General features: G+C 69.2%; 14 protein-coding genes. 4 read left to right on the top strand and 10 right to left on the bottom strand.

All coding sequences use genetic code 11. The annotated features are described in order from the left end of the window. The first annotated feature begins 219 nt into the window (after window positions 1-219). Window positions 220-1,101 carry a rhamnan synthesis F family protein gene (locus K368_RS0119120; RefSeq protein ID WP_027173732.1) on the top strand — a complete coding sequence of 294 codons (882 nt, stop codon included), beginning with the start codon at window positions 220-222 and terminating at the stop codon, window positions 1,099-1,101. Window positions 1,102-1,185: 84 nt separating this feature from the next. Here the strand turns inward: K368_RS0119120 and K368_RS0119125 are convergent, their stop codons facing one another. Beyond that, the gene (locus tag K368_RS0119125) at window positions 1,186-2,142 is read right to left on the bottom strand and encodes a glycosyltransferase (protein ID WP_027173733.1); all 957 of its coding nucleotides are present in this window, start codon (window positions 2,140-2,142) and stop codon (window positions 1,186-1,188) included. A 305-nt stretch (window positions 2,143-2,447) separates the two neighbouring features. Here K368_RS0119125 and K368_RS0119130 point away from each other — a divergent pair, with 305 nt between their 5' ends. After that, window positions 2,448-2,645: a hypothetical protein gene (locus tag K368_RS0119130; protein WP_027173734.1), complete on the top strand. Its 198-nt coding sequence runs from the start codon at window positions 2,448-2,450 to the stop codon at window positions 2,643-2,645. A gap of 224 nt (window positions 2,646-2,869) precedes the next feature. After that, entirely contained in the window at window positions 2,870-3,127 is a 258-nt protein-coding gene (locus tag K368_RS0119135) for a hypothetical protein (RefSeq protein WP_245259618.1), read from the top strand. An 84-nt stretch (window positions 3,128-3,211) separates the two neighbouring features. Here the strand turns inward: K368_RS0119135 and K368_RS0119140 are convergent, their stop codons facing one another. The 6 genes from K368_RS0119140 to K368_RS0119165 all read right to left on the bottom strand — a co-directional run bounded on the left by K368_RS0119140 (window position 3,212) and on the right by K368_RS0119165 (window position 11,891). Beyond that, a complete protein-coding gene (locus K368_RS0119140) occupies window positions 3,212-6,184 on the bottom strand; it encodes a response regulator (RefSeq protein ID WP_027173736.1) in 2,973 nt (990 codons plus the stop codon). Between the two features lie 67 nt (window positions 6,185-6,251). Then, on the bottom strand, window positions 6,252-7,640 hold the full coding sequence (locus K368_RS0119145; RefSeq protein WP_027173737.1) for a pentapeptide repeat-containing protein: 1,389 nt from the start codon (window positions 7,638-7,640) through the stop codon (window positions 6,252-6,254). Window positions 7,641-7,643: 3 nt separating this feature from the next. Then, window positions 7,644-9,554 carry an AI-2E family transporter gene (locus K368_RS25115; RefSeq protein ID WP_036266511.1) on the bottom strand — a complete coding sequence of 637 codons (1,911 nt, stop codon included), beginning with the start codon at window positions 9,552-9,554 and terminating at the stop codon, window positions 7,644-7,646. 84 nt (window positions 9,555-9,638) lie between these two features. Next, window positions 9,639-10,019, bottom strand: a complete 381-nt coding sequence (locus K368_RS0119155; RefSeq protein ID WP_027173738.1) for a response regulator — start codon at window positions 10,017-10,019, stop codon at window positions 9,639-9,641. A gap of 460 nt (window positions 10,020-10,479) precedes the next feature. Then, the gene (locus K368_RS0119160; RefSeq protein WP_027173739.1) at window positions 10,480-10,941 is read right to left on the bottom strand and encodes a DUF4126 family protein; all 462 of its coding nucleotides are present in this window, start codon (window positions 10,939-10,941) and stop codon (window positions 10,480-10,482) included. A gap of 152 nt (window positions 10,942-11,093) precedes the next feature. Then, on the bottom strand, window positions 11,094-11,891 hold the full coding sequence (locus K368_RS0119165; protein ID WP_027173740.1) for a lytic transglycosylase domain-containing protein: 798 nt from the start codon (window positions 11,889-11,891) through the stop codon (window positions 11,094-11,096). A 520-nt stretch (window positions 11,892-12,411) separates the two neighbouring features. Here K368_RS0119165 and K368_RS0119170 point away from each other — a divergent pair. After that, a complete protein-coding gene (locus K368_RS0119170; protein WP_081739622.1) occupies window positions 12,412-14,631 on the top strand; it encodes a TonB-dependent siderophore receptor in 2,220 nt (739 codons plus the stop codon). A gap of 79 nt (window positions 14,632-14,710) precedes the next feature. Here K368_RS0119170 and K368_RS0119175 read toward each other — a convergent pair whose 3' ends face one another. The 3 genes from K368_RS0119175 to K368_RS0119185 all read right to left on the bottom strand — a co-directional run bounded on the left by K368_RS0119175 (window position 14,711) and on the right by K368_RS0119185 (window position 18,968). Beyond that, entirely contained in the window at window positions 14,711-17,074 is a 2,364-nt protein-coding gene (locus tag K368_RS0119175) for a TonB-dependent receptor (RefSeq protein WP_027173742.1), read from the bottom strand. Between the two features lie 63 nt (window positions 17,075-17,137). Beyond that, complete coding sequence (locus K368_RS0119180) at window positions 17,138-17,551, bottom strand: hypothetical protein (RefSeq protein ID WP_027173743.1); 414 nt, start codon at window positions 17,549-17,551, stop codon at window positions 17,138-17,140. Between the two features lie 25 nt (window positions 17,552-17,576). Continuing rightward, window positions 17,577-18,968 carry a PepSY domain-containing protein gene (locus tag K368_RS0119185; protein ID WP_027173744.1) on the bottom strand — a complete coding sequence of 464 codons (1,392 nt, stop codon included), beginning with the start codon at window positions 18,966-18,968 and terminating at the stop codon, window positions 17,577-17,579. Window positions 18,969-19,008: the final 40 nt, after the last annotated feature.

Genomic DNA, 19,008 nt, shown 5'->3' on the forward strand with positions numbered 1-19,008 from the left:
AGAAGGCCATCGGCCGGTGGCGCTCGCCCGTGCGGATGGGACAATGCCACGCCGGCGGTGAGAGTACCAAGTGATCACCGGTAGTGGCTGGCGGGCCACGTCCTCTGTGCGAATTCCGTGTATGGATTTCTGCGCCGACGGCGATGTGTCCTCGGCGATGAGGACGAGCATGAACGGCCGTCGGCGATACGGATTCCTACTTTGCACAACGCTCGGCACATGGCCTTGCCGGCGCGCTTGACGGCCATCGGCCGTCTCGGGCTTCGGTCTCGCGCCTACCGCCGCCATGTCTATCAGAAGATCGCGGCGCTGACTGTCGGGGCCGTGTTCGTATCGGCGGCCGGGCAGCGGATGCGGCAGAGGCTGGCGCGTTGGAGACAACCGGCACCTCGGCCGCACGTCCGGACGGCCGTTGTGGCGCATCTGTACTACCTCGATCTGCTGCCCGAGATCCTGGCCTGCCGCGCGACGTTGCCCGATGCCGCTCCGCTTCATCTCACGGTTCCCACCGATCGCGTGGATCAGGCGCGGCATTTGGTGCAGGGCCTCCCGGGGGTCGTCCTCCACCCGTGCGAAAATCGCGGCCGCGACATCGCCCCCTTCGTCGCCCTCCTCAATGCGGGGACATTCGACGGGTACGATGCCGTCCTGAAGCTGCATACCAAACGCAGCCCGCATCTGCGGGACGGCGAGATCAGGCGCAAGCTGCTTTTCACCATGCTGGCGGGCGAGCGCAACGCCACGTGGCGGACACTGGCGGCCTTCGAGGCGCCCGACGTCGGCATCGTCGGCTGGTCGGACTGCTTTCGGGCGACGCCCTCCTACTGGATGGCCAACGAGACGCGCGTCAGGGCGATCGTTCAGCAGATGGATCTGCCGGACGACGCCGCCCGTCTGGGCTTCTTCGAGGGCTCGATGTTCTGGTTCCGGCCCGCGGCCCTTGCGCGCCTGCGGCGGCTCCAGCTGCCCCTGGTGGCTTTCGAGCCTGAGGAGCGGCAGCTCGACGGAACGCTCCACCACGCCCTCGAGCGCTGCTTCACCATCGCCGCGTGGGCGGATGGCTTCAGCGTGCGCGGTCTCGATGGACGGCCCCTGACGTAACGGGGCGGTCAACGAGGCGGTTTGCAGTCCGGTGCCGTGCCTTGACGGGCGGCGATCGAACGGGGGTCGCTCCAACTGCGAGCCTCACTCGGCCCGTTCGACCGCCTCCGCGGCCCGGTCCCGTCGGCGCGCCGGCGTTCCGAGCACGGTCGCCGGCGGCCCGAGCCGGGCGCGGGCGCCGTCGATCACGCCGTGCCAGAGCGCGCTGCGGATCTCCCGCGAGAACCGGTTGTGAGCGAGATACACGGCGATGCGCAGGGGGAGCGCGAGCAGGGTCTTCGCCTTGTGGGCGAGTGGCACGTGGCCCATGCGCAGCATGGCGAGCTGGTTGCGCAGGAAGGTGTAGAGCCGCCGCGGCGGCTGGTCGGTGGGGAACAGGCCGAAGAGCAGCCGGATCCGGCCGCGCCCGAGCTCATGGGCCATGGGTACGTCCTGCGCGATCCAGATCGAGTAGCCCCGGTGGTTGGCCCGCATGCACCATTCCACGTCGATGGCGTCGATGAAGAAATCCGCCCGGAACGGACCCACCGCGGCCGCCGCCTCGCACTCCACGAGGGAGCCCGAGGAGATCACGAATTGGACTCGGGAGACATGGGCCTCGTCCCGGTCGCTCGCCCGTCCCGGGGGTGCTTTCAGGACCTTGCCGGCCCAGTCCGTCGGACGCGGGCCGACGATGGCGGGGCGCGCTCCCTCCGCCTTCAGGCGCCCGTGCAGGACGGCCAGCCGCGGGATCGCGCCGGGGGGCGGCAGGCTGTCCTGGTCGAGGAGGAAGAGGAAGCTGTCGCCCTGCCCGCGGGCATGGGCCAGCAGGTCGTTGTAGGCGACGCCGAGGCCGAGATTGCCGGCCGGACGCATCACGGTGAGGAGGGTGCCGCCCGCCGCGGCGCGGAGGCGCTCCTCCTCCTCCGGCGCCAGAGGGGAGTTGGCGTAAATGACGATCTCCCGGACGTCGGGGGCCAGCGCCCCCACCAGCCGGACCAGGTTCGCCTCGTCGGGGTGATAGATGACGATCCCTGCGGTCGTCTGCGGCTGCGCGGACAAGGCGGCTTCCCGTTGATGCGGCTGCCTGCGGGACTGCCATCCCGGCGGCGGCGGCGCAAGCTGCGGAGGGGCGGCCATTCCCCAAGCCATTCCCCTCGCCGTGAACGCCGGACCGCCGCCTGTCCCGCCAATGTCACTGGGCGCGCAGGGAACCGGCGGCGGCCGAGGCCGTTTCACCTCGGCTACGAGACTCCCCCTTCCCCCGCCCGGCTCGCGCCGCGGCGGGTTTTTCGTCGCAGGGGCGGCCCCGATCCTCACGCCCGCTGACGCGTTCCCTCCCGCATCCGCACCAACGGGAGACGATCATGAGCGACGGCGCCACTGCGAGCGACAGCCCCTTCATCAAGGGCCGGAACGCCCGCCTCTACGGCAAGACACGGGACAGCTGTCCCTATTCCGAGGGAAGCGACGATTACGCTGCCTGGATACAGGCCTTCGGCGAGGCCGCCGGCGACGAGAGCACGACCGAAGCCGGAACCGTCGATCCGCAGAAGGCGACCTGACCGCATGCCGCCCGGCCGGTGCCGTCCGGCCGGCGGTTCCAGTCCGCTTTCGTCGTGCCCCAGCCCGGGCAGGAAGAGGTCTCGAAGAGGGAGCGTCCATCATGCGATAGTCGATCCGGCCTGAATTTTTCCAGGCGCCGGAGCCACGCACGAACGGACGAAGCCCGAAGGGCGGGCAAGGCGCCCGTGCCCTGTCCCAGCACATCCTGCCCGCCGCGGGAACGATGATCGGGGTCTGCACGACGCTGGTGGGGTTGGTGAAGATCGTCGAGGTCCAGATCGGCCCGAGTCACGTGGACGAGGCCATTTCCCTCACGGCGATCCTGTTCCTCGTCAGTGCGGCGGCCTCGTATCTCTCCATGCGCCTCGACAACGACCGTCCCCTCGCCCTTCGGCTGGAGCGTGTCGCCGATATCTGCTTCGTCATCGGCCTCCTCGGCCTGTCCACGATCACCATTCTCTTCGCCTACGAAGCGATCTGAGCCGACGCGAACCTTTTCCCCGTTGGGGACGTGCGCCGGTGCTCGACGGGGAACGCGCACGACGTGTGAACGCGCCCCGTCCGCCTACGACGTGACCAGGGAGCGGAGGGCGTCGGCGAGGTCGGACAGGCTGAGCTGGCCCTTCTGCAGCACTCGGTCGGCCTGGCCGGCGAGACGCCGGCGGTCGTCGGCGGTGACGTCCTTGGCGGTGAGCACCACCACGGGGATGTCGCGCCATTCGGGCTTCGCCCGCAGGACGCGGAGGAAGCCGAACCCGTCCATCTCCGGCATCATCAGGTCGAGGAGGATGAGGCAGGGCTTCTTCACCGCCACCGCCTCCAGCCCGGCCCGACCGTGCTCGGCGGAGGTCACGCGCCAGCCCTCGCGGGTGAGCATCGCGGTCATCCGCTCGCGCACGTCGGCATCGTCATCCACCACGAGGACCGGGCCATCGGAGCCCGTGGCCCGGAAGCGCTCCATCGCTTCCTTCAGGTGTCCCCATTCGATGGGTTTGTGCAGGTAGTCGGTGGCGCCAAGGGAGAAGGCGAGGCTCTGCTCGTCGAGCACCGTGACCATGATCACCGGCGTCGCCCCGAGATCGGGGTCGGCGCGCAGCGCCCGCAGCACCGACCAGCCGTCCATGCGCGGCATGGTCACGTCGAGGAGGATCACCCGCGGGCGCAAGGCGCGGGCGCGTTCCAGGCCCTCGCGCCCGTCCGCCGCGCTGGCCACGCGAAAGCCGTCCTTCTCGAGGTAACGGGTGAGGAGATCGCGGGTCGCGGGATCGTCGTCGATGATGAGGACCTGATCCCCCTTGGCAGCGCCGGAGGGCGCCGTTGCGGGGCCGTCATGGGCGATCGCGGAGGCGGGCTGCACCTCGACGTAGCGGGCGGGAATCCGGATCGTGAAGGTGGTACCCTCCCCTTCGCGGCTCGCCACGTCGATTTGCCCGCCGAGCATGGTGGAGAAGGCGCGGGTGATGGCGAGGCCGAGGCCGGTGCCACCGAAGCGGCGCGTGGTCGAGGCATCGGCCTGGGTGAAACGCTCGAACAGCTTGGCCTGCTGCTCCGGGCTCATCCCGATGCCGGTATCGGCGACGCGGAAGACGAGCCAGCCGTCCTCGTGATCGCCCTCACGCACGGCCGAGAGGGTGATCCGCCCGTTCTCGGTGAACTTCGCCGCGTTGCTGAGGAGGTTGATCAGGCACTGGCGCAGCTTGGTCTGGTCGGTATGGGCGAGCCCGAGATCCTCGGCGAGGTCGAGGGCGAGGGCGTTGCCCTTCTTCCCGATGAGGGCGTCCACGGTGGAGGCGACCTCGCGCACCATTTCGGCGACGGGAAAGTCCTCGGCATAGATCTCCATGCGCTCGGCCTCGATCTTCGAGAGGTCGAGGACGTCGTTGATGAGACCGAGGAGATGGCGGGCATTCGCCTCGATCTTGCGCATGTCGGCGAGCAGGCTCTCCTGGCCGAGATCCTCCATCTCTTCCTGCAGCATCTCGGAATAGCCGATCACCGCCGAGAGCGGCGTGCGCAGCTCGTGGCTCATGTTGGCCAGGAACTGGCTTTTCGCGCGGTTGGCCTCCTCCGCCGCTTCTTTAGCGGCTTCCAGGGCCTGCTCGGCCTCCTTGCGCGCGGTGATGTCGGTATGGGCGCCGACCCATTCGCGGACCGTCCCCGCCTCGTCGAGAATGGGGACGCCGCGCACGGCCATGTGGCGCCACACGCCGTCGTGGCGGCGGATCCGGTGCTCGATCTCGTAGAGCGTGACGTTCGAGACCGCGTGGTCCCAGGCGGCTTGCGTCTTGTCGCGGTCGTCGGGGTGGATCGCGCCGAGGAAGCCGTGGCCGGCGGCCTCCGTCGGGCTCTGGCCGGTGAAGCGGGTCCATTCGGACGGGGCGACGGTAAAGCCGCCATCCGGCGGGGTCGCCCAGACGATGGAGGAGGTGGCCTCGGTCAGGGAGCGGAACCGCTGCTCGCTCTGGCGCGTGCGCTCCTCGGTGAGCTTGCGCAGGGTCTCGTCGGTGACGACGAAGCCGACGCCGTCCACCCTCCCGTCGGAGAGACCCGCCGAGCCCGGCAGCGGATAGACGCTCATCTGGAGGTGGCGAACGCCGCCCGGCGCACTCGGGGTCGGCACGGCGACGTCGATATCGGGTGTGATCAGGCCCTTGTCGCGCGCCGCCTCGAATTTCGGACGGAGCAGGTCCTCGAGCTCCGGGATCGCGGCCCATATCGGGCCGCCGAGGGACGCCTGGAAGCCGCGCGCGTTCATCGTCTCCAGGGCGCGGTTCATGTGGCGGATCGACAGGGTGTGGTCGAGGAAGCCGAGGCCCACCGGGGCGTTGGCGAGGACCCCATCGAGGAGTGCCGTCATGCGCTGGCTGTCGCGCCGGCGCAGCAGGGCGATGCGACCGAGGAGGCCCATTGCCGCCAGGGCCGAGGCCGCGCAGACGAGGGAGAGGATCAATCCCCGCCAGAACTCCGTCGTCTCGGAGCGGGCGAGGCTGTCGCGGGCATGGTCCTGTCCGACCCGGGTGGCTTCGCGGATGCCGTCCATCATGCGCTTGCCCTCCCCGGTCCGAACGAGGGTCACGGCCGCGTCGAAGCCGCTGGCATCCCGGGCTTCCACCACCCGGCGGGCGAAATCGCGCTCACCCGTGATGAGGGTCCGCAACTCCTGGCGCCGGGCGGTTCCGGGATCGGCGGATTCCGATTCCAGCCGGTCGAGCTCGCCGATCTGGCCGTCGAGGGTCTCGACCGCGCGCTTGTAGGGCGTGAGGTAGTTCGGCATCCCCGTGAGGGTGTAGCCGCGCATGCCCGTCTCGAGATCCTTCATGGTCGAGAGCAGGCGCTCGTTCAGCGTGATAATGTCGTGCTGGCGGGAGGCTTCCGTGCGGCTGCTCTCGGCGAACACATAATTGGCGAGGCCGGCGACCACGGCGACGGCGAACAGCCCGAAGGCCACCGGAGAGCCGGGGATCCCCTGCAGGGCGGTGGGAACGGTCTTGGGGCCGCGCCAGCGCCAAAGGCGGCGGGAAGAGGTCGGGGTGTCCATCGGTGCGGCTCGCGGTAATGTCGATGACGGATCGGTGGTGTGCGGGGACGGCGTTTCCGGCAGGTGCCTATCGTCGCAGCCGGTTGCCCAGGACGAAGCCGAACAGGCCCATCAGGATGATGCCGGCGGCGCCCTCGATCCCGACGAGGAGGTTGGTGAAGCGCCCGACCGGCTTGACGCCGATCTCGGGCGGGTTCGCCGTCATCATGTTGAGGGCGCTGTAGCTCAGAAGGTCGAGGGGATTGTACGTCGCGCTTCCGCCGCCGCCCTCGGGGATCAGCCCGCCGGCGATGCCGAACAGGGCACCGAAGACGAAGATCAGGATCACGAAGGCGCGGGCGATGCGCGACAGGCTCTCGCCGTAATCGCACAGCCATTCCACGAACCGGTCGGCGACCCAGCGATAGCCCGATTGCAGGACGGGCTTCCAGGTTCTGGGTGACCGGGTCCGCCGGGCCCAGGCCGCCCGCGCCTCGGCGCCGGCATGGAGCCGGCCCATGCGACGGCCGCGCTTGTAGGCCCAACTCGCCTCGTCATGGCTGCCGATGCTCTTCATGTTGTGCTCGATGGCGAGGTAGCTCGCCTGCGCGGCCTCGTATTCGCCCGCGATCTCCTCGCCCACGGCGCCGCCGAGCTGGTCAACCCGGAAGCGGACGCCGGTGAGGAGCGCGCCCGAGAACCGCGCATGGCGCAGGCGGCAGGACATCAGGTTGAGGCGCACGAGGTTCGTCTCGGACAGGTCGGCCCCGGAGAGGTCGGCCCCGTCGAGGGCGGCACCGGAGAGGCTGGCGCCGCGCAGGCGCGAGCCGGTGAGACGTGCCTTCTTGAGGCTCGCCCCGTCGAAATTGGCGAAGGTGAGGTTCATGTCGGAGAGGTTCGCCTCGTCGAGGCGGCCGCCGTCGAACCGGCTGTAATCGGCATCCGCCCCGGTGAAGTCGGCACCCCAGAGATCGGCGCGGGCGAAGGTCGCCCCGTCGAGGAGGGCGCGCTGCATCCGGGCAAAGCGCATCGTCGCGCCGGTGAAGTCGGCGTCCTCGAGCATCGCGTCGGAGAAATGCGCCTCGCCGCCGACGATGCCGGTGAAGTTCGCGCCGCTGCAATCGGCCTCGCTGAAATTCGCCTCCTCCAGGATCGCGCCCTCGAACCGGGCGGAGCGGGCCAGCGCCCCGACCAGGGAAGCGCCGGACAGGTTGGCACCGGAGAGGTCGGCCTCGACGAGGTCGGCTCCGTCGAGATGCGCGCGGGACAGACCGAGGCCGCGATGCCTGGCGTCCCACCATGGGGGGGCGGCTTCGCCGCGAGGGATGCGGGCCAGCAGAGCCTCGCGCCCGGCCCGGAGGCCGGACAGGGCGAGCCGCTCGTCATCGGCGCGGAAGGGATGCCCCTCCGCGGCCGCGATACGGGCCAGGAGCCCTTCGGTGGCGGCGTGGGCGGGGGTCGGATCGCGATCGGCCATGTCTCAGCCGCGTCCCGCCCGCCCCGGCGCGGCATAGCGCAGGGCTGCGTCGAGGGCATCGTTGAGGGAGGTCACCAGCACGTCGGCGGAGGTGGTCCGGCGCAGGCGGTCGAGGGTCGAAGGATCGCGCTCGCGCCAGAACCCGACGAGCACCTTCACGCCGGGAAGCTCCTTGCGGGCCTGCCGGACGGTGAGACGGATCTGCGAGAGGCTGACAGGTTCGAGATAGGAGAAGCAGATCATCGCGATCTCGTCCGCGCGCTCGGGCCGCTTGTCGGCGCGCAGGTCGGCAAGCGAGGTCATCTGAGCGGCGAGGCCGTGACGGCCGAGGATCTGACTCAGCATCAGGGTCGCCGCCTCGTCGAACGGCCCCCGGCTCGAGACACAGAGGATCGGGGTGGTGCCGCGCCAGTTCGCGGCGAGGTCGTCCCGCGCCAGGACGATGCCGGCGCTGCTGCGATCCGGACCGGCGGCGGCGATGGCGGCGGCGGCCTCGGCGCTGCCGGCCGAACCCGAGCGCTTGATCGGCGCGAGCTTGAGCCTGTCGACCACGGTGCGGATCGCCGCGCCGACCTCGCTCTGGCGCGACCGGTCGAGGGCACCGCGGGCGAGGTCGTCCTGGGCGAGGCGAAGGCCCGCGAGAACGACCTCGTCGTAATAGGTCACCAGCGCCCGCGCCTTCAGCACCTGCCGGCCCTGTTCGATCGCCTCGGCCGGGTCTCCGGCGAGCATGCGCTGGTAGAAGATCTCCGGGGGCGCCAGGGCAGGCTGGTCGCCGAGGATGACGTCGAGGAACCAGAGCCGGTCCACGTGGCGGCCGAGGACGACGAGACAGACCGTGATCGGCGTCGCGAGGACGAGGCCGATCGGTCCCCACAGGAAGGTCCAGACGGTGGCCGCCAGGATGACCGCCAGCGGCGAGAGACCGGTGGAATGGCCATAGAGCAACGGCTCGACCACGTGGCCGGCGATGGGCTCGACGATGAGGAACAGGAGCGCGGTGGCGATGACCATCGACCAGCCGGGATCCACCGCCGCCGCCAGGATCAGGGGCAGCAGGGCACTGATGGCGCCGCCGATATAGGGCACGAAGCGCAGGATCGCCGCGAGCACGCCGAACAGGATCGGGCTCGGCACGCCGATGACCCAGAGGCCGGTGCCGATGACCGCGCCGAAGGCAATGTTCAGGGCAAGCTGCGCGAGGAAGAACCGGCTCAGCCGGCTGGTGGCGTCGTCGATGGCCGCCGTGGTGCGGCGCAGGTCGCCCGAGCCGGCGAGCCGGATGGCGCGGTTCCGCAGGTCCTCCCGCTGCAGCAGGATGAAGATCGTGAAGAGGAGGATCAGGCCTGCGGTGGCGAGCGGGTGCAGGATCGGGCCGACGAAGGCGCCGAGTGTCGTGGCGAGGGCGGCCTGCGGGGTCGCGACCACCACGTGGAGCGGGTTGGCGCGGCTGCCCGACCGGCCCGGAAGGTCTTCGTCCTTGGGGGGCGCGGGCTGCAGCTCCTCGCCGAGATCCTGCACCATGTCGACGATGCGCGACAGGGTTCCGCTCCCCGACGTGGCCTCCTTCACCGAGGCGATCTTCTCGCGGATGGTGATCTGATAGCGCGGCAGGTCGGAGGCGAGCTGGCCAGCCTCGGTGGTGATGAGCAGCCCCACCCCGATGATCGCCGCGAAGGCCGCCACCACGACGAGAGGCGCCGCGGCGGCGCGAGGCACCATCGCCCGTCTCAGGACGCGCACGGCGGGCACCAGGACGAAGCTCAGGAGGATCGCCAGGACGACGGGCACGATGATGTCGCGGCCGAAATACAGCATCGACGCGATGGTGACGACCAGCAGGCACGAGGCCAGGATCGTGAACACCGGCATCGCCTGCCGCATCAGGCGCGCGGTGATGGGATCGTCACTCATGGGAAATGGGTCTTCTCGTCTCGACGCGTGTCAGTGGAAGCCCCGTCCCGACGGGAGGTGCGAAGTCTTGGACCAGACCGACGGTCAGACCTGGGGTTCCGCGCCGCCCAAAGCCGCGCCGATCTGGGTGAGGAGCTTCGAGAAGTCGATGGGCTTGGGGTGATAGTCGTCGCAGCCGGCCTGGATCGCCTTGTCGCGGTCGCCGAGCATGGCATGGGCGGTGAGGGCGATGATCGGGATGCCCCGCGTGTCGCCGCTGGACTTCAGGGCGCGGGCCGCGGACCAGCCATCAAGGATGGGCAGGTTCATATCGAGGAGGATCACGTCCGGCCGTCCGGCGCGCGCCTGCTGCACGCCGGCCTCGCCGTCATGGGCCAGGATGACGTCGTAGCCGCGTCGCTTGAGACGGCGGGAGAGGAAGTCCCAGATCTCTTCGTGATCTTCCACCAGCAGGATCTTGGCCATCAATGGAACTCCGGCATCATGTCGACCCGACGCGTCGGGGCTGCGTTTTGATTGAGCGGTCGTGCGGGAGGCCGGGATTCCTCACGTCCGATCGCTCGTGTTCTGACCGTCGGTGTCCGTGCCTGACGGCCCGGTCACGGCGTCCTTGTCACAACGTCCTTCCCCCGCCTCCGCCGAAGGCCGGCGCCGGATAGGTCCGGGCACTTGGCGGATGGGGGCAGGTTGGCATCGTCCCCTCCCCGCCCGGCCCCGCACGGGTCGCTCCCGAAGGCGGAGCGCCCTGGTGTCAGGCGTGGTGACGAAGTGCAACGCACCAATCGTGTTTCCGGTCCTCGACCACGACAATTCTGTCCCTCGTCACGGAGAGGGCGCGAGGAAACCGGATCGGGGGGGCGAGCCCCGGAGGCAGCGCCAAGCAGGTTTCGCGGAAGCGGCCCGCGGTTCTGCGATGAAGACCTGCTTAGAGCGCGCTCGTGATGAGGATCGCGGCGATGACGGCGATGGCATCCTCGGTGAAGGCCGCCGGCTTGTCCGAACCGAAGGAGGCGGCCATCCATGCCCTCGCCCGGGCGCCGCTCAGCGTCCCGATGACGGCGCCGGTCGCGCCCGCCAGGCTTCCGGCGACAGGCTGTCCCAGGCCGATCCCGATCGCGCCGCCGCAGAGGGTGCCGCTCACGATCCGCGCGGCGAATTGCACGGGCACGGTGCGGCTCGGCGTGGCGGGAAGCATGTCCGTCACGAACTCGGCGAGCGCGAGAAGGGTGAGGATGACGGCCGTCGAGCGGTAGCCGAGAAAGGCGAGCCAGCTGCCGTCGAGGGAGATCCAGCCGAGATGCGCCGCCCAGGCGATGGCCGCCGGCGCGGTCATGGTCCGCAGGCCCGCCACCATTCCGATCAATCCCGCGAGAACGATCCCGGCCATGGAGTATGTCCCGCTGCGACGCCATCGTCGAAGCCGGAAGATCGATCAGGGAGGGGCTAAGTCAAGGTGGGCCTATGGCAGCGGCGAGCGAGCCCCCCGGCGCCATGAGCACGGCCCGACGAGAACGGGACCCCGAAGGGCCCCGTGATCCGTCACTCGCCGTCGATCTGGCGGCCGAGCTGGGCGATCGCCTTCTGGTAGACGGTGGCCGCGTTCCATCCCTGGATCGCCGCGAAGTTCGGCTCGCCCGGCTGGTAGCCCGCTCCGGCCCTCCAGCCGTGGCCCTTGAGGAAGTTGGCGGTGGCGTTCAGCGCATTGGGAGCGCTGTCGAGGCTTCCGCCGGTGCTGTAGGTCAGCACGTTCTTGGGCAGGAACTGGGTATGTCCGACCTCGCCATGGGCGGCGCCGCGGGTCGCGGAATTGAGGATGCCGCGATCGACGAGGGTGAGAGCCGCGTAGAGCTGGTCCGTGAAGAAGTCCGAGCGGCGGCAATCATAGGCGAGGGTCGCCACGGCGGACAGCGTGTTGATGTTGCCGCGGACCGCGCCGAAGCCCGTCTCCATGCCCCAGATCGCCAGGAGTGGACCGGCCGGTACGCCGTAGCGCTGCTCGATCGAGGCGAACAACGCCGCGTTGGTCTGTTTCAGCTTGCGGCCGCGAGCGACGATGGTGGGGCCGCCGCGCTTGGCCAGGAACTGGTCGAGGGTCAGGCGGAAGCTCTTCTGGCCCCGGTCGGCCGAGATGGTGGCGCCGGAATAGGAAGTTTCCATCAGGGCGGCGAGGCTCGCGGCGCTGGCGCGTCCCTTCGCCTCTTGCGCGAACTGGGTCTTCCAGTTTTCGAAGCCGCTCGCCGTGTTGCCGCACTGGGCCGCCTGCGCCGTGCCGGCCATGCAGGCCAGGGCACCGAGGCCGGCGGCGATGATGGCCCCCTTGTAGCCGCGTCTGGTCATCCGAAACTCCTCCATCGCGGCAGCTCTCAGGAGACCGCCAGCTTTGCCGATCGCCCTAAGCCGTTCCGCATGGGAAGGCTACAACCTTGCCGAGGTGTCGGGGCGCCCCGTACCAGTTCCCGCCAAGATGTGATCTTACGGTTACCACCCTGATCTTCCGCGAATCCGCTGCCCGCGCTCGATCCCGCGTGGCTCCTCGCGGAAGCTCGCCGGTTGCGGGGTGAATTCGCCCGGCTTCCTCCGGTTGCCAGCATCGCGATGCGTCCGATCCTCCGTGCTGCTCGGGGTGGCCCGTTGGTTTCCACGCATTGCCTCATTCTTTCGTTTGTCAGGCTATTGTGCAGTTATGTCGAGGCGGTGGAATTTTACCGATTGATGAAATATTCTTTCACATGAAAAATAACGCATATAAAAAGACCACTAAACTTCACTATTAGAATATCTACAATCTTTATACTCGATATTGTCAGGGCATGACTTTAGCCATACTCGTGATCTTGGAGTTTTCCAGGAGTAGACGATGTCAGACCAGACCGGATGCCTGTCTCAGGCGACGAGGCTCGATCGCCGATCCGCCAACCGCTTGCCCTGGTTGCTGGCGAGCGGAGCCGCACTCGTCCTCGCTGACACGGCCTGGGCGCAGAACAGCCCGGCGGCGGTGCAGGCCGCGTCCCCGACCGCCGTGTTCCTCGATCAGATCACCGTCGACGGCGATGGCAGCGGCACCGTCGGGTACCAGCCCCGTCGCACCAGTTTCGGGGCCGGGTCGGACACCTCGCTCCTCGACACGCCCGCCAACATCGCCGTGGTGCCCGCCACGGTCCTGCGCGACCAGCGCGTCCTGTCCCTCGACGAGGCCTTGCGCAACGTCAGCGGCACCGCCCAGGCCAACAGCCTCGGGGGCACGCAGGAAGGCGTGATCCGGCGTGGATTCGGGACCACGCGGGACAGCTCGATCCTGCGGGACGGCCGCCGCACGGTCCTGCAGCAGAACTTCAACTACGCCATCGAGCAGGTGGAGGTGCTGAAAGGCCCCGCCTCACTCCTCTACGGCATCTCGGAGCCCGGCGGCCTCATCAACCTCGTCTCGAAGCGTCCTGAATTCACCCCGCATGGCGCACTCAGCATCACGGGGACGAGTTTCGGCGGCGGCCTCGTTCAGGCCGACGTGACCGGGCCGGTAGAGGGCACCAACCTCGCCTACAGGGTAGTCGGCGACTTTCAGGATTACCAATACTGGCGTAATTTCGGAGCGATCGAACGGCAGGTCGTGGCCCCGTCGCTCACCTGGAAGGGCGACGACACCAAGGTGACGGTGGCCTACGAGTTCTCGCACTACAATATCCCGTTCGACCGCGGCACCATCTTCGATCCGCGCAACGGCCGGCCTCTGCGGGTCCCGCGCGACCGCCGCTTCGACGAGCGCTTCAGCCGCGTCGACGCCACGAGCCATCTCGCCAGCCTCGACATCGAGCATCGCTTCAATGACGATTGGCGGCTGCATTTCGGCTACAGCTTCAGCCATCTCGGCTACGACGACAATCAGGTCCGCGCGGTCTCGTACAATGCCGAGACGGGCTTCCTGACCCGACGGGCCGATTCCACGCAGGGCGGCGACTTCAACGCCCATGTGGCACGCCTCGACCTGACCGGACGGGTCGATACCTTCGGCCTGAGGCACGACATCCTGGCCGGCGCGATGTACGAACGGGTGGACTACTTCCGCAAGACCACCATTCGCGGAGCGAACCAGGGCGGCTTCAACGTCTTCGACCCAACCTACGGCCTCCTCGGCCCGTCGGACCGGGTTTCGCTCACGGGCAGCGACGTCCGCGACCGGCTCAACAACACCAGCCTCTACCTCCAGGATTCGTTCCACCTCACCGACCAGCTCATCCTGGTGGCCGGTGTCAGCGCCCAGATCTACGATCAGCTCGCCTATGCCGGGCGGCCTTCCGTGGTCACCACCGACATCAACGGCGTGCAGCCGGTCCCGCGTGCCGGGATCGTCTACAAGCTGACGCCCGATCTCTCGCTCTATGGCAGCTTCAGCCGCTCGTTCCGGCCCAACGTCACCGATCTGGAGACCAGCGGCTCCCTCGCCCCCGAGGAGGGCGAGGCCTACGAGGTCGGCGTGAAGGCGGATCTCGGCCCCGGCCTGACGGTGACGGGAGCGATGTTCGATGTCGAGAAGGCGAACGTGCTGGTCACTCAGGTGGTGGACGGAGCGCGGATCGCCACCACCGCCGGCAAGGCCCGCTCGCGCGGGTTCGAACTGGATTTCGCCGGCCAGATCCTGCCCGATTGGGCGGTGATCGGCAGCTACGGCTTCACCCAGGCCCTCGTGACCGAGGATCCCATCCTCGCGGGCAAGGAGCTTCAGAACACGCCGCGCGTGACGGCGTCCGCCTTCCTCACCCACCAGTTCGGCGCGGTAACGCGGGAGGCCGAGCTCGGCTCGCTGCGCCTCGGCCCCGGTTTCCTCGAGGCCGGCTTCGGCACCCGCTATATCGGTGAGCGGCCGGGCGATGCCGCCAACACATTCACCATGCCCCACTACCTCGTCTGCGATGCCTTCCTCGCCTATCGCACTGCGGTGAACGGTCGGGCGACGACGATCCAGCTCAACCTCAAGAACCTGTTCGACGAAACCTATTACGCGTCGTCGGCGGCCAGCCCCCTGCTGGTGGCCGTGGGCGAGCCGTTCCAGGCCCTGGTGACCGCGCGGGTGTCGTGGTGACGGCAATCCGCCGATAGCCGATCTCACGATCCGCCCCGATGGCGACAGGCCGGATGTGGCATCCGGCCTGTCGCCATCGTCAGAAGGACAGCCTCATCCCCGCGACCACGTTGCGCGGCGCCCCGGCGAAGACCGAGCCCGGGGTGGAGGCGAGCACGCCCGCACCGTTCTGCGAGCCGTTCGTGGCGCTGAGGGTGTTGGCGAGGTTCTGGGCCGAGGAGACGTAGGTCTCGTCGAAGACGTTGCGGACTTCCGCATAGAGGCTGATGCGCTTGGCGTAGCCGCCGGCGAGGTCGGCCGCGTAATGCACGTTGGCATTGACGACGGTGTAGCCCGGCGCCTTCAACTGGTTGGCGTTGTCGATGAAGAACCCGTCCTGGACGACCGCTTCCACATAGGCGCCGAGGCCGGCGAGCGGCCCGGTCTGCTGGTCGTAGCCGATGCGGGCGAGGAGCTGGTGGGCGGGCACGCCGGGAATGGCGTTGCCGGCCCGGTCGAACCGGGTGGTGACCGAGCTCATTCCTGAACATGGGGGGCTGAGCGGAGGGGTGAGCAGGCAGACGCTGAGTTGCTCAGTATACTTCGTGTAGATCTGGTCGTCGAACGTGTAGGCGGCCACCGCCCGCCATCCGGGTGAGAAGGCCCAGTCGGCCGCGAATTCGATGCCGCGATGCTCCGAGGCCGGGGCGTTGAACGTGTAGCTCAGGAACCCGGCGCCGGGGGATTGCGAAACGAGCTCGTTGCGGAAGAACTCGTAGAACCCGGTCAGGCTGAGGCGCAGGTTCTCCGTCGGCGTCCAGTCGGCGCCGAGATCGAAGCCGAGATTCTCCTGGGTCTGGAGCTGGGTGTTGCTACCCGGAAGGCCGGCGGGGGTGATGAACAGGTTGCTCGCCGCCGGCGTGGTGTAGCCCGTGGCGACCCGTCCCCGGAACGCCCAGGCGGCGTTCGGCCGGTAGACCAGGGCGAGTTCGGGGGCGACGTTGAGGAAGCTGCGGTCGGTCGTCGCCAAAGTCGTCGTCCGCCCCGCCGCCGAATAGCCGTAGGCGAGGTTGCGCCCGGTGATGGTGGTGTTCTCCGCCGCGATGCCGAGGACACCCGTCCATTGGTCCGAGAGCGCCACCTCCGTCCGGGCGCGGCCGCCGAGATTCGATTGCACCGCCTCCTGCTCGCCGATGAGCGCGCCGAGCGTCGGCCCTCCGTAGGGCGCGCGGTTGTAGGTGGTGATGTGGTTGTCGATGGTGTTGTAGGCGAGCGCCACGTAGCCCACCGCCGGGAGACCGAACAGGTCGCCTCGCCGGGTCAGGTCGGTGAGGAAGTTCCAGGACGGATAGGAGCCCCGTGACGAGGTCGTATAGAATGGCTGGTTGAAGTTGCGCTCGTCGAAGCCGAGCTGCGTGCGCCACGTGGTCTGCGCGTCGATATCGTGCTCCCAGCGCGCCGCCACGATGGTGCGGCGGTCCTTGCGGCCGAAGCCGCCTTCATCCGCCGTGACGGGGATCCTCGTGCCGTAAGCCCCATTGGCGAAGAGCCCGGTGAGGGTGCAGCCCGGGGCCGCGGTGGCCGCCGCCGCGCAGCCGCGCTGGTAGGGGTTTATGCCGAACTGGTCGAGGGAGGAGCGGGCGGGAAGGTCCGCGTTCACCTGGTTGTTGATCACCTTCAGGGTGAAGCGGTTGTCCGGGGTCGGGGTGTAGCTCGCCAGCAGGTTGATGGTCTGGGTGTCGTAGGAGGAATGGTCCTGGTAGCCGTTCCCGCGCGCATCGCTGGCGAACAGGCTGATCTCCACCGGTCCGCTGGCGCCGCCGACAGTGAAGTAATTGCTGAGATAGCCGAAGCTGCCCGCATCGGTGCCGATCTCGTAGCCATTGATCTCGCGGCCGGTCCGCGTCCGGAAGGCCAGCGCCCCGCCGGTGGCGTAATTGCCGAACAGGGCCGATTGCGGCCCGCGGAACACGTCGATGCGGGAATAGGCGCGCGGATCGACGAGGTCGAAGCGGGAGGCGCCGTCCGGCTGCGTCAGGATGAACCCGTCTTCCAGAACCACCATGTTCTTGGTGACGCCGGTGGAGCGGGCGTTGTTGCCCCGGATCGAGATGACGACGTCGCGCGCGCCGTTGCCCTGGCGCACGGTGACGCCTGGGCTGTTGACGAGGACCGAGCCGATATCGGTGGCGGGCCGGTCGCCGATCGTGCCGCTGCGCCCGACCTGGGTCACCACCTGCCCCACGGGCTGTTCGATGACGCTGGGGGCCGAGCCCTGGGACGAGGCGACGCCGAAGCCGCTCCGGCCGGCTTCTCCGACGACGGAGAGCTCCGGCAGGGTGACGCCGTCCTCGGCGGCCTGCGCCAGGGCGTCGGCGCCCGAAAGCGGGAGGACGGCGAGGGCGAGGATGGCGCGCCGGGCGCCTGTGCGGCGTGGGGCGTGAGGGGGACGTGAGCTGGGCATCGAGGGGGTTCGTTCCGGATCGCGGCAGAGGGGATGCACCGTGGGGGGACGGCGCGCGCTGGATCAGGACGCGGTCGGCGGCGCGCGCGGCTGGCCGGACGGGCGCTGCGGACGGGCCGGCGCGGATGGCGGCGGGATCGGCCAGGCCAGCGCGTACCATCCCTGGCGCCGCGCCACCGATGGCGCTTGCGGAACCAGAGGACTCGACAGCCCGACCGCGCAGAGCGGGCAGGCCTTGCATGCCGGCGTGGCGGGAGCCTGATCTCCGATGGCGGGGAAGCCCTCCGCATGGCCGCAGATCGCCGAGAGACCGAGCGGGTCGGCCGAGGATCCCACCACGGCGACGGGGTCCGCCACCATCCGCAAGGCGGCCACCGGCACGATCGCCTGTCCCCACAGGGCGAGCAGGATCAATCCGCCGCCGAGGCAGAGGCGCAGGGCGCGCAGGGCGCACAAAAGGCGGATGAGGTCGGTCACGGGGGCTGCTCCCGCGTCGCTCGGATCAGGCCGCCGCCGGTCGCCGCGCTCCGCGCCGGAGGGCCTGGATGCCGAGGTCGATCCCGATCATGGCGAGGATCGCGAGGCCGGTGAGGGGAAACAGCGCGCCCAGACCGAGGACGAGGGCGGTGACCGTGGCCGCGATCCGGCGGTCGCGCGGCCAGGGCGGGACGCCGAGACCGCCGGCGGGCCGGCGCTTCCACCACATCACCGCGGCGGTGACGCTCAGCAGGATCGTGGCGAGGCAGAAGGCGAGCATGGTCAGCTGGTTGAGCCGACCCCAATACTCGCCCTTGTGCAGGCCGATCCCATATTGGATCGCCTGCCCCACCCCGCCGAGATCGGCGAAGGCCACGTCCAGCAGGCGCGCGCCGGTATATTGGTCGAGGGAGATCAGCCGCTGGCGGTTCACGTCGCGGGGATAGATCGCGGCGGCGTAGATTCCGGTCGGACCGACCGGTAGCGCGACCTCGTAGCCGTGCGGCATGCCGAGACCGTCCAGGATGGCGGTTGCCCGGTCGAGGCCGATGGCCGGCGCCTCCGCCGCCTGCGAGACCGGCATCGGCGCGTCCTCCATGGTCCAGCCGGTGTCGGTCAGCCGGTCCTTCATCGGCACCGTGGACACCGCCTTGTCCGCCCACAGGGCGCGCGGCTGGCCGAGCCCCGCTTCGTTGGACAGGGTGCGGACCTGCTGGCCCCACCAGACCGACCAGGGCAGCCCGGTGATCGCGAGGAAGAACAGACCGGCGCCGGCCGCGAGGCCGGTCACCGCATGCAGGTCCCGCCACCAGACGCGCTTGGACGGCGTTGCCCGGACGGTGACGACACCGCCCCTTGTCCCGCCCCCCTGCCCGCGCGGCCACCACAGATAGGTTCCGGTGACGACGAGGATGATGGCGAACCCCGCCACGACCTCGACGATGCCGTTGGCGATGGTGCCGAAATAGCTGAGGCTGTGCAGGCGCCGCACCACCATCATCGGGTCGCTGTCGGCGGCCACCGTGTCGAGCACGTCGCCGTTATAGGGGTTGAGGTAGACCTGAATCCGGGCGGCGCCCTCCCTCATGGTCACGATCGCCGAGGCGGTCGCGGAGGCCGGATCGGTGAAGGTCGTCGGCACGCCGCCCGGAACGGCTTCCGAGGCGGTGTAGACGAGACGGCTCGGGCTCAGGGGCGCCCGAGCCTGCGCCGCCACCTCGGTGCGGTGGGCGAAGAGCGTGGCGTTGATCTCATCCTTGAACAGATAGATCGCGCCGGTGGCCGAGAGCAGGATGAGGAACGGCAGGCACAGCAGTCCGGCATAGAAATGCCAGCGCCAGACGGCGCGATAGACGCCGTCGCGGGATACGCGCATGGCGGCCTGCGCCGGGGAGGCGCCCTGTCGGGAAGAAGTCATCGGGAAAGGTCCGGGTCGGAGCGATCGAAGACGTTTGATC

The organism is Methylobacterium sp. 10 (genome assembly GCF_000519085.1).
GTDB lineage: Bacteria > Pseudomonadota > Alphaproteobacteria > Rhizobiales > Beijerinckiaceae > Methylobacterium.

Excerpts from the sequence above, each read along its gene's own strand:
- K368_RS25115 (WP_036266511.1), bottom strand. The coding sequence starts at position 9,554 with ATGAGTGACGATCCCATCACCGCGCGCCTGATGCGGCAGGCGATGCCG.
- K368_RS0119175 (WP_027173742.1), bottom strand. The coding sequence starts at position 17,074 with ATGCCCAGCTCACGTCCCCCTCACGCCCCACGCCGCACAGGCGCCCGG.
- K368_RS0119165 (WP_027173740.1), bottom strand. The coding sequence starts at position 11,891 with ATGACCAGACGCGGCTACAAGGGGGCCATCATCGCCGCCGGCCTCGGT.
- K368_RS0119120 (WP_027173732.1), top strand. The coding sequence starts at position 220 with ATGGCCTTGCCGGCGCGCTTGACGGCCATCGGCCGTCTCGGGCTTCGG.
- K368_RS0119145 (WP_027173737.1), bottom strand. The coding sequence starts at position 7,640 with ATGGCCGATCGCGATCCGACCCCCGCCCACGCCGCCACCGAAGGGCTC.
- K368_RS0119130 (WP_027173734.1), top strand. The coding sequence starts at position 2,448 with ATGAGCGACGGCGCCACTGCGAGCGACAGCCCCTTCATCAAGGGCCGG.
- K368_RS0119160 (WP_027173739.1), bottom strand. The coding sequence starts at position 10,941 with ATGGCCGGGATCGTTCTCGCGGGATTGATCGGAATGGTGGCGGGCCTG.
- K368_RS0119135 (WP_245259618.1), top strand. The coding sequence starts at position 2,870 with ATGATCGGGGTCTGCACGACGCTGGTGGGGTTGGTGAAGATCGTCGAG.
- K368_RS0119140 (WP_027173736.1), bottom strand. The coding sequence starts at position 6,184 with ATGGACACCCCGACCTCTTCCCGCCGCCTTTGGCGCTGGCGCGGCCCC.
- K368_RS0119155 (WP_027173738.1), bottom strand. The coding sequence starts at position 10,019 with ATGGCCAAGATCCTGCTGGTGGAAGATCACGAAGAGATCTGGGACTTC.
- K368_RS0119170 (WP_081739622.1), top strand. The coding sequence starts at position 12,412 with ATGTCAGACCAGACCGGATGCCTGTCTCAGGCGACGAGGCTCGATCGC.
- K368_RS0119185 (WP_027173744.1), bottom strand. The coding sequence starts at position 18,968 with ATGACTTCTTCCCGACAGGGCGCCTCCCCGGCGCAGGCCGCCATGCGC.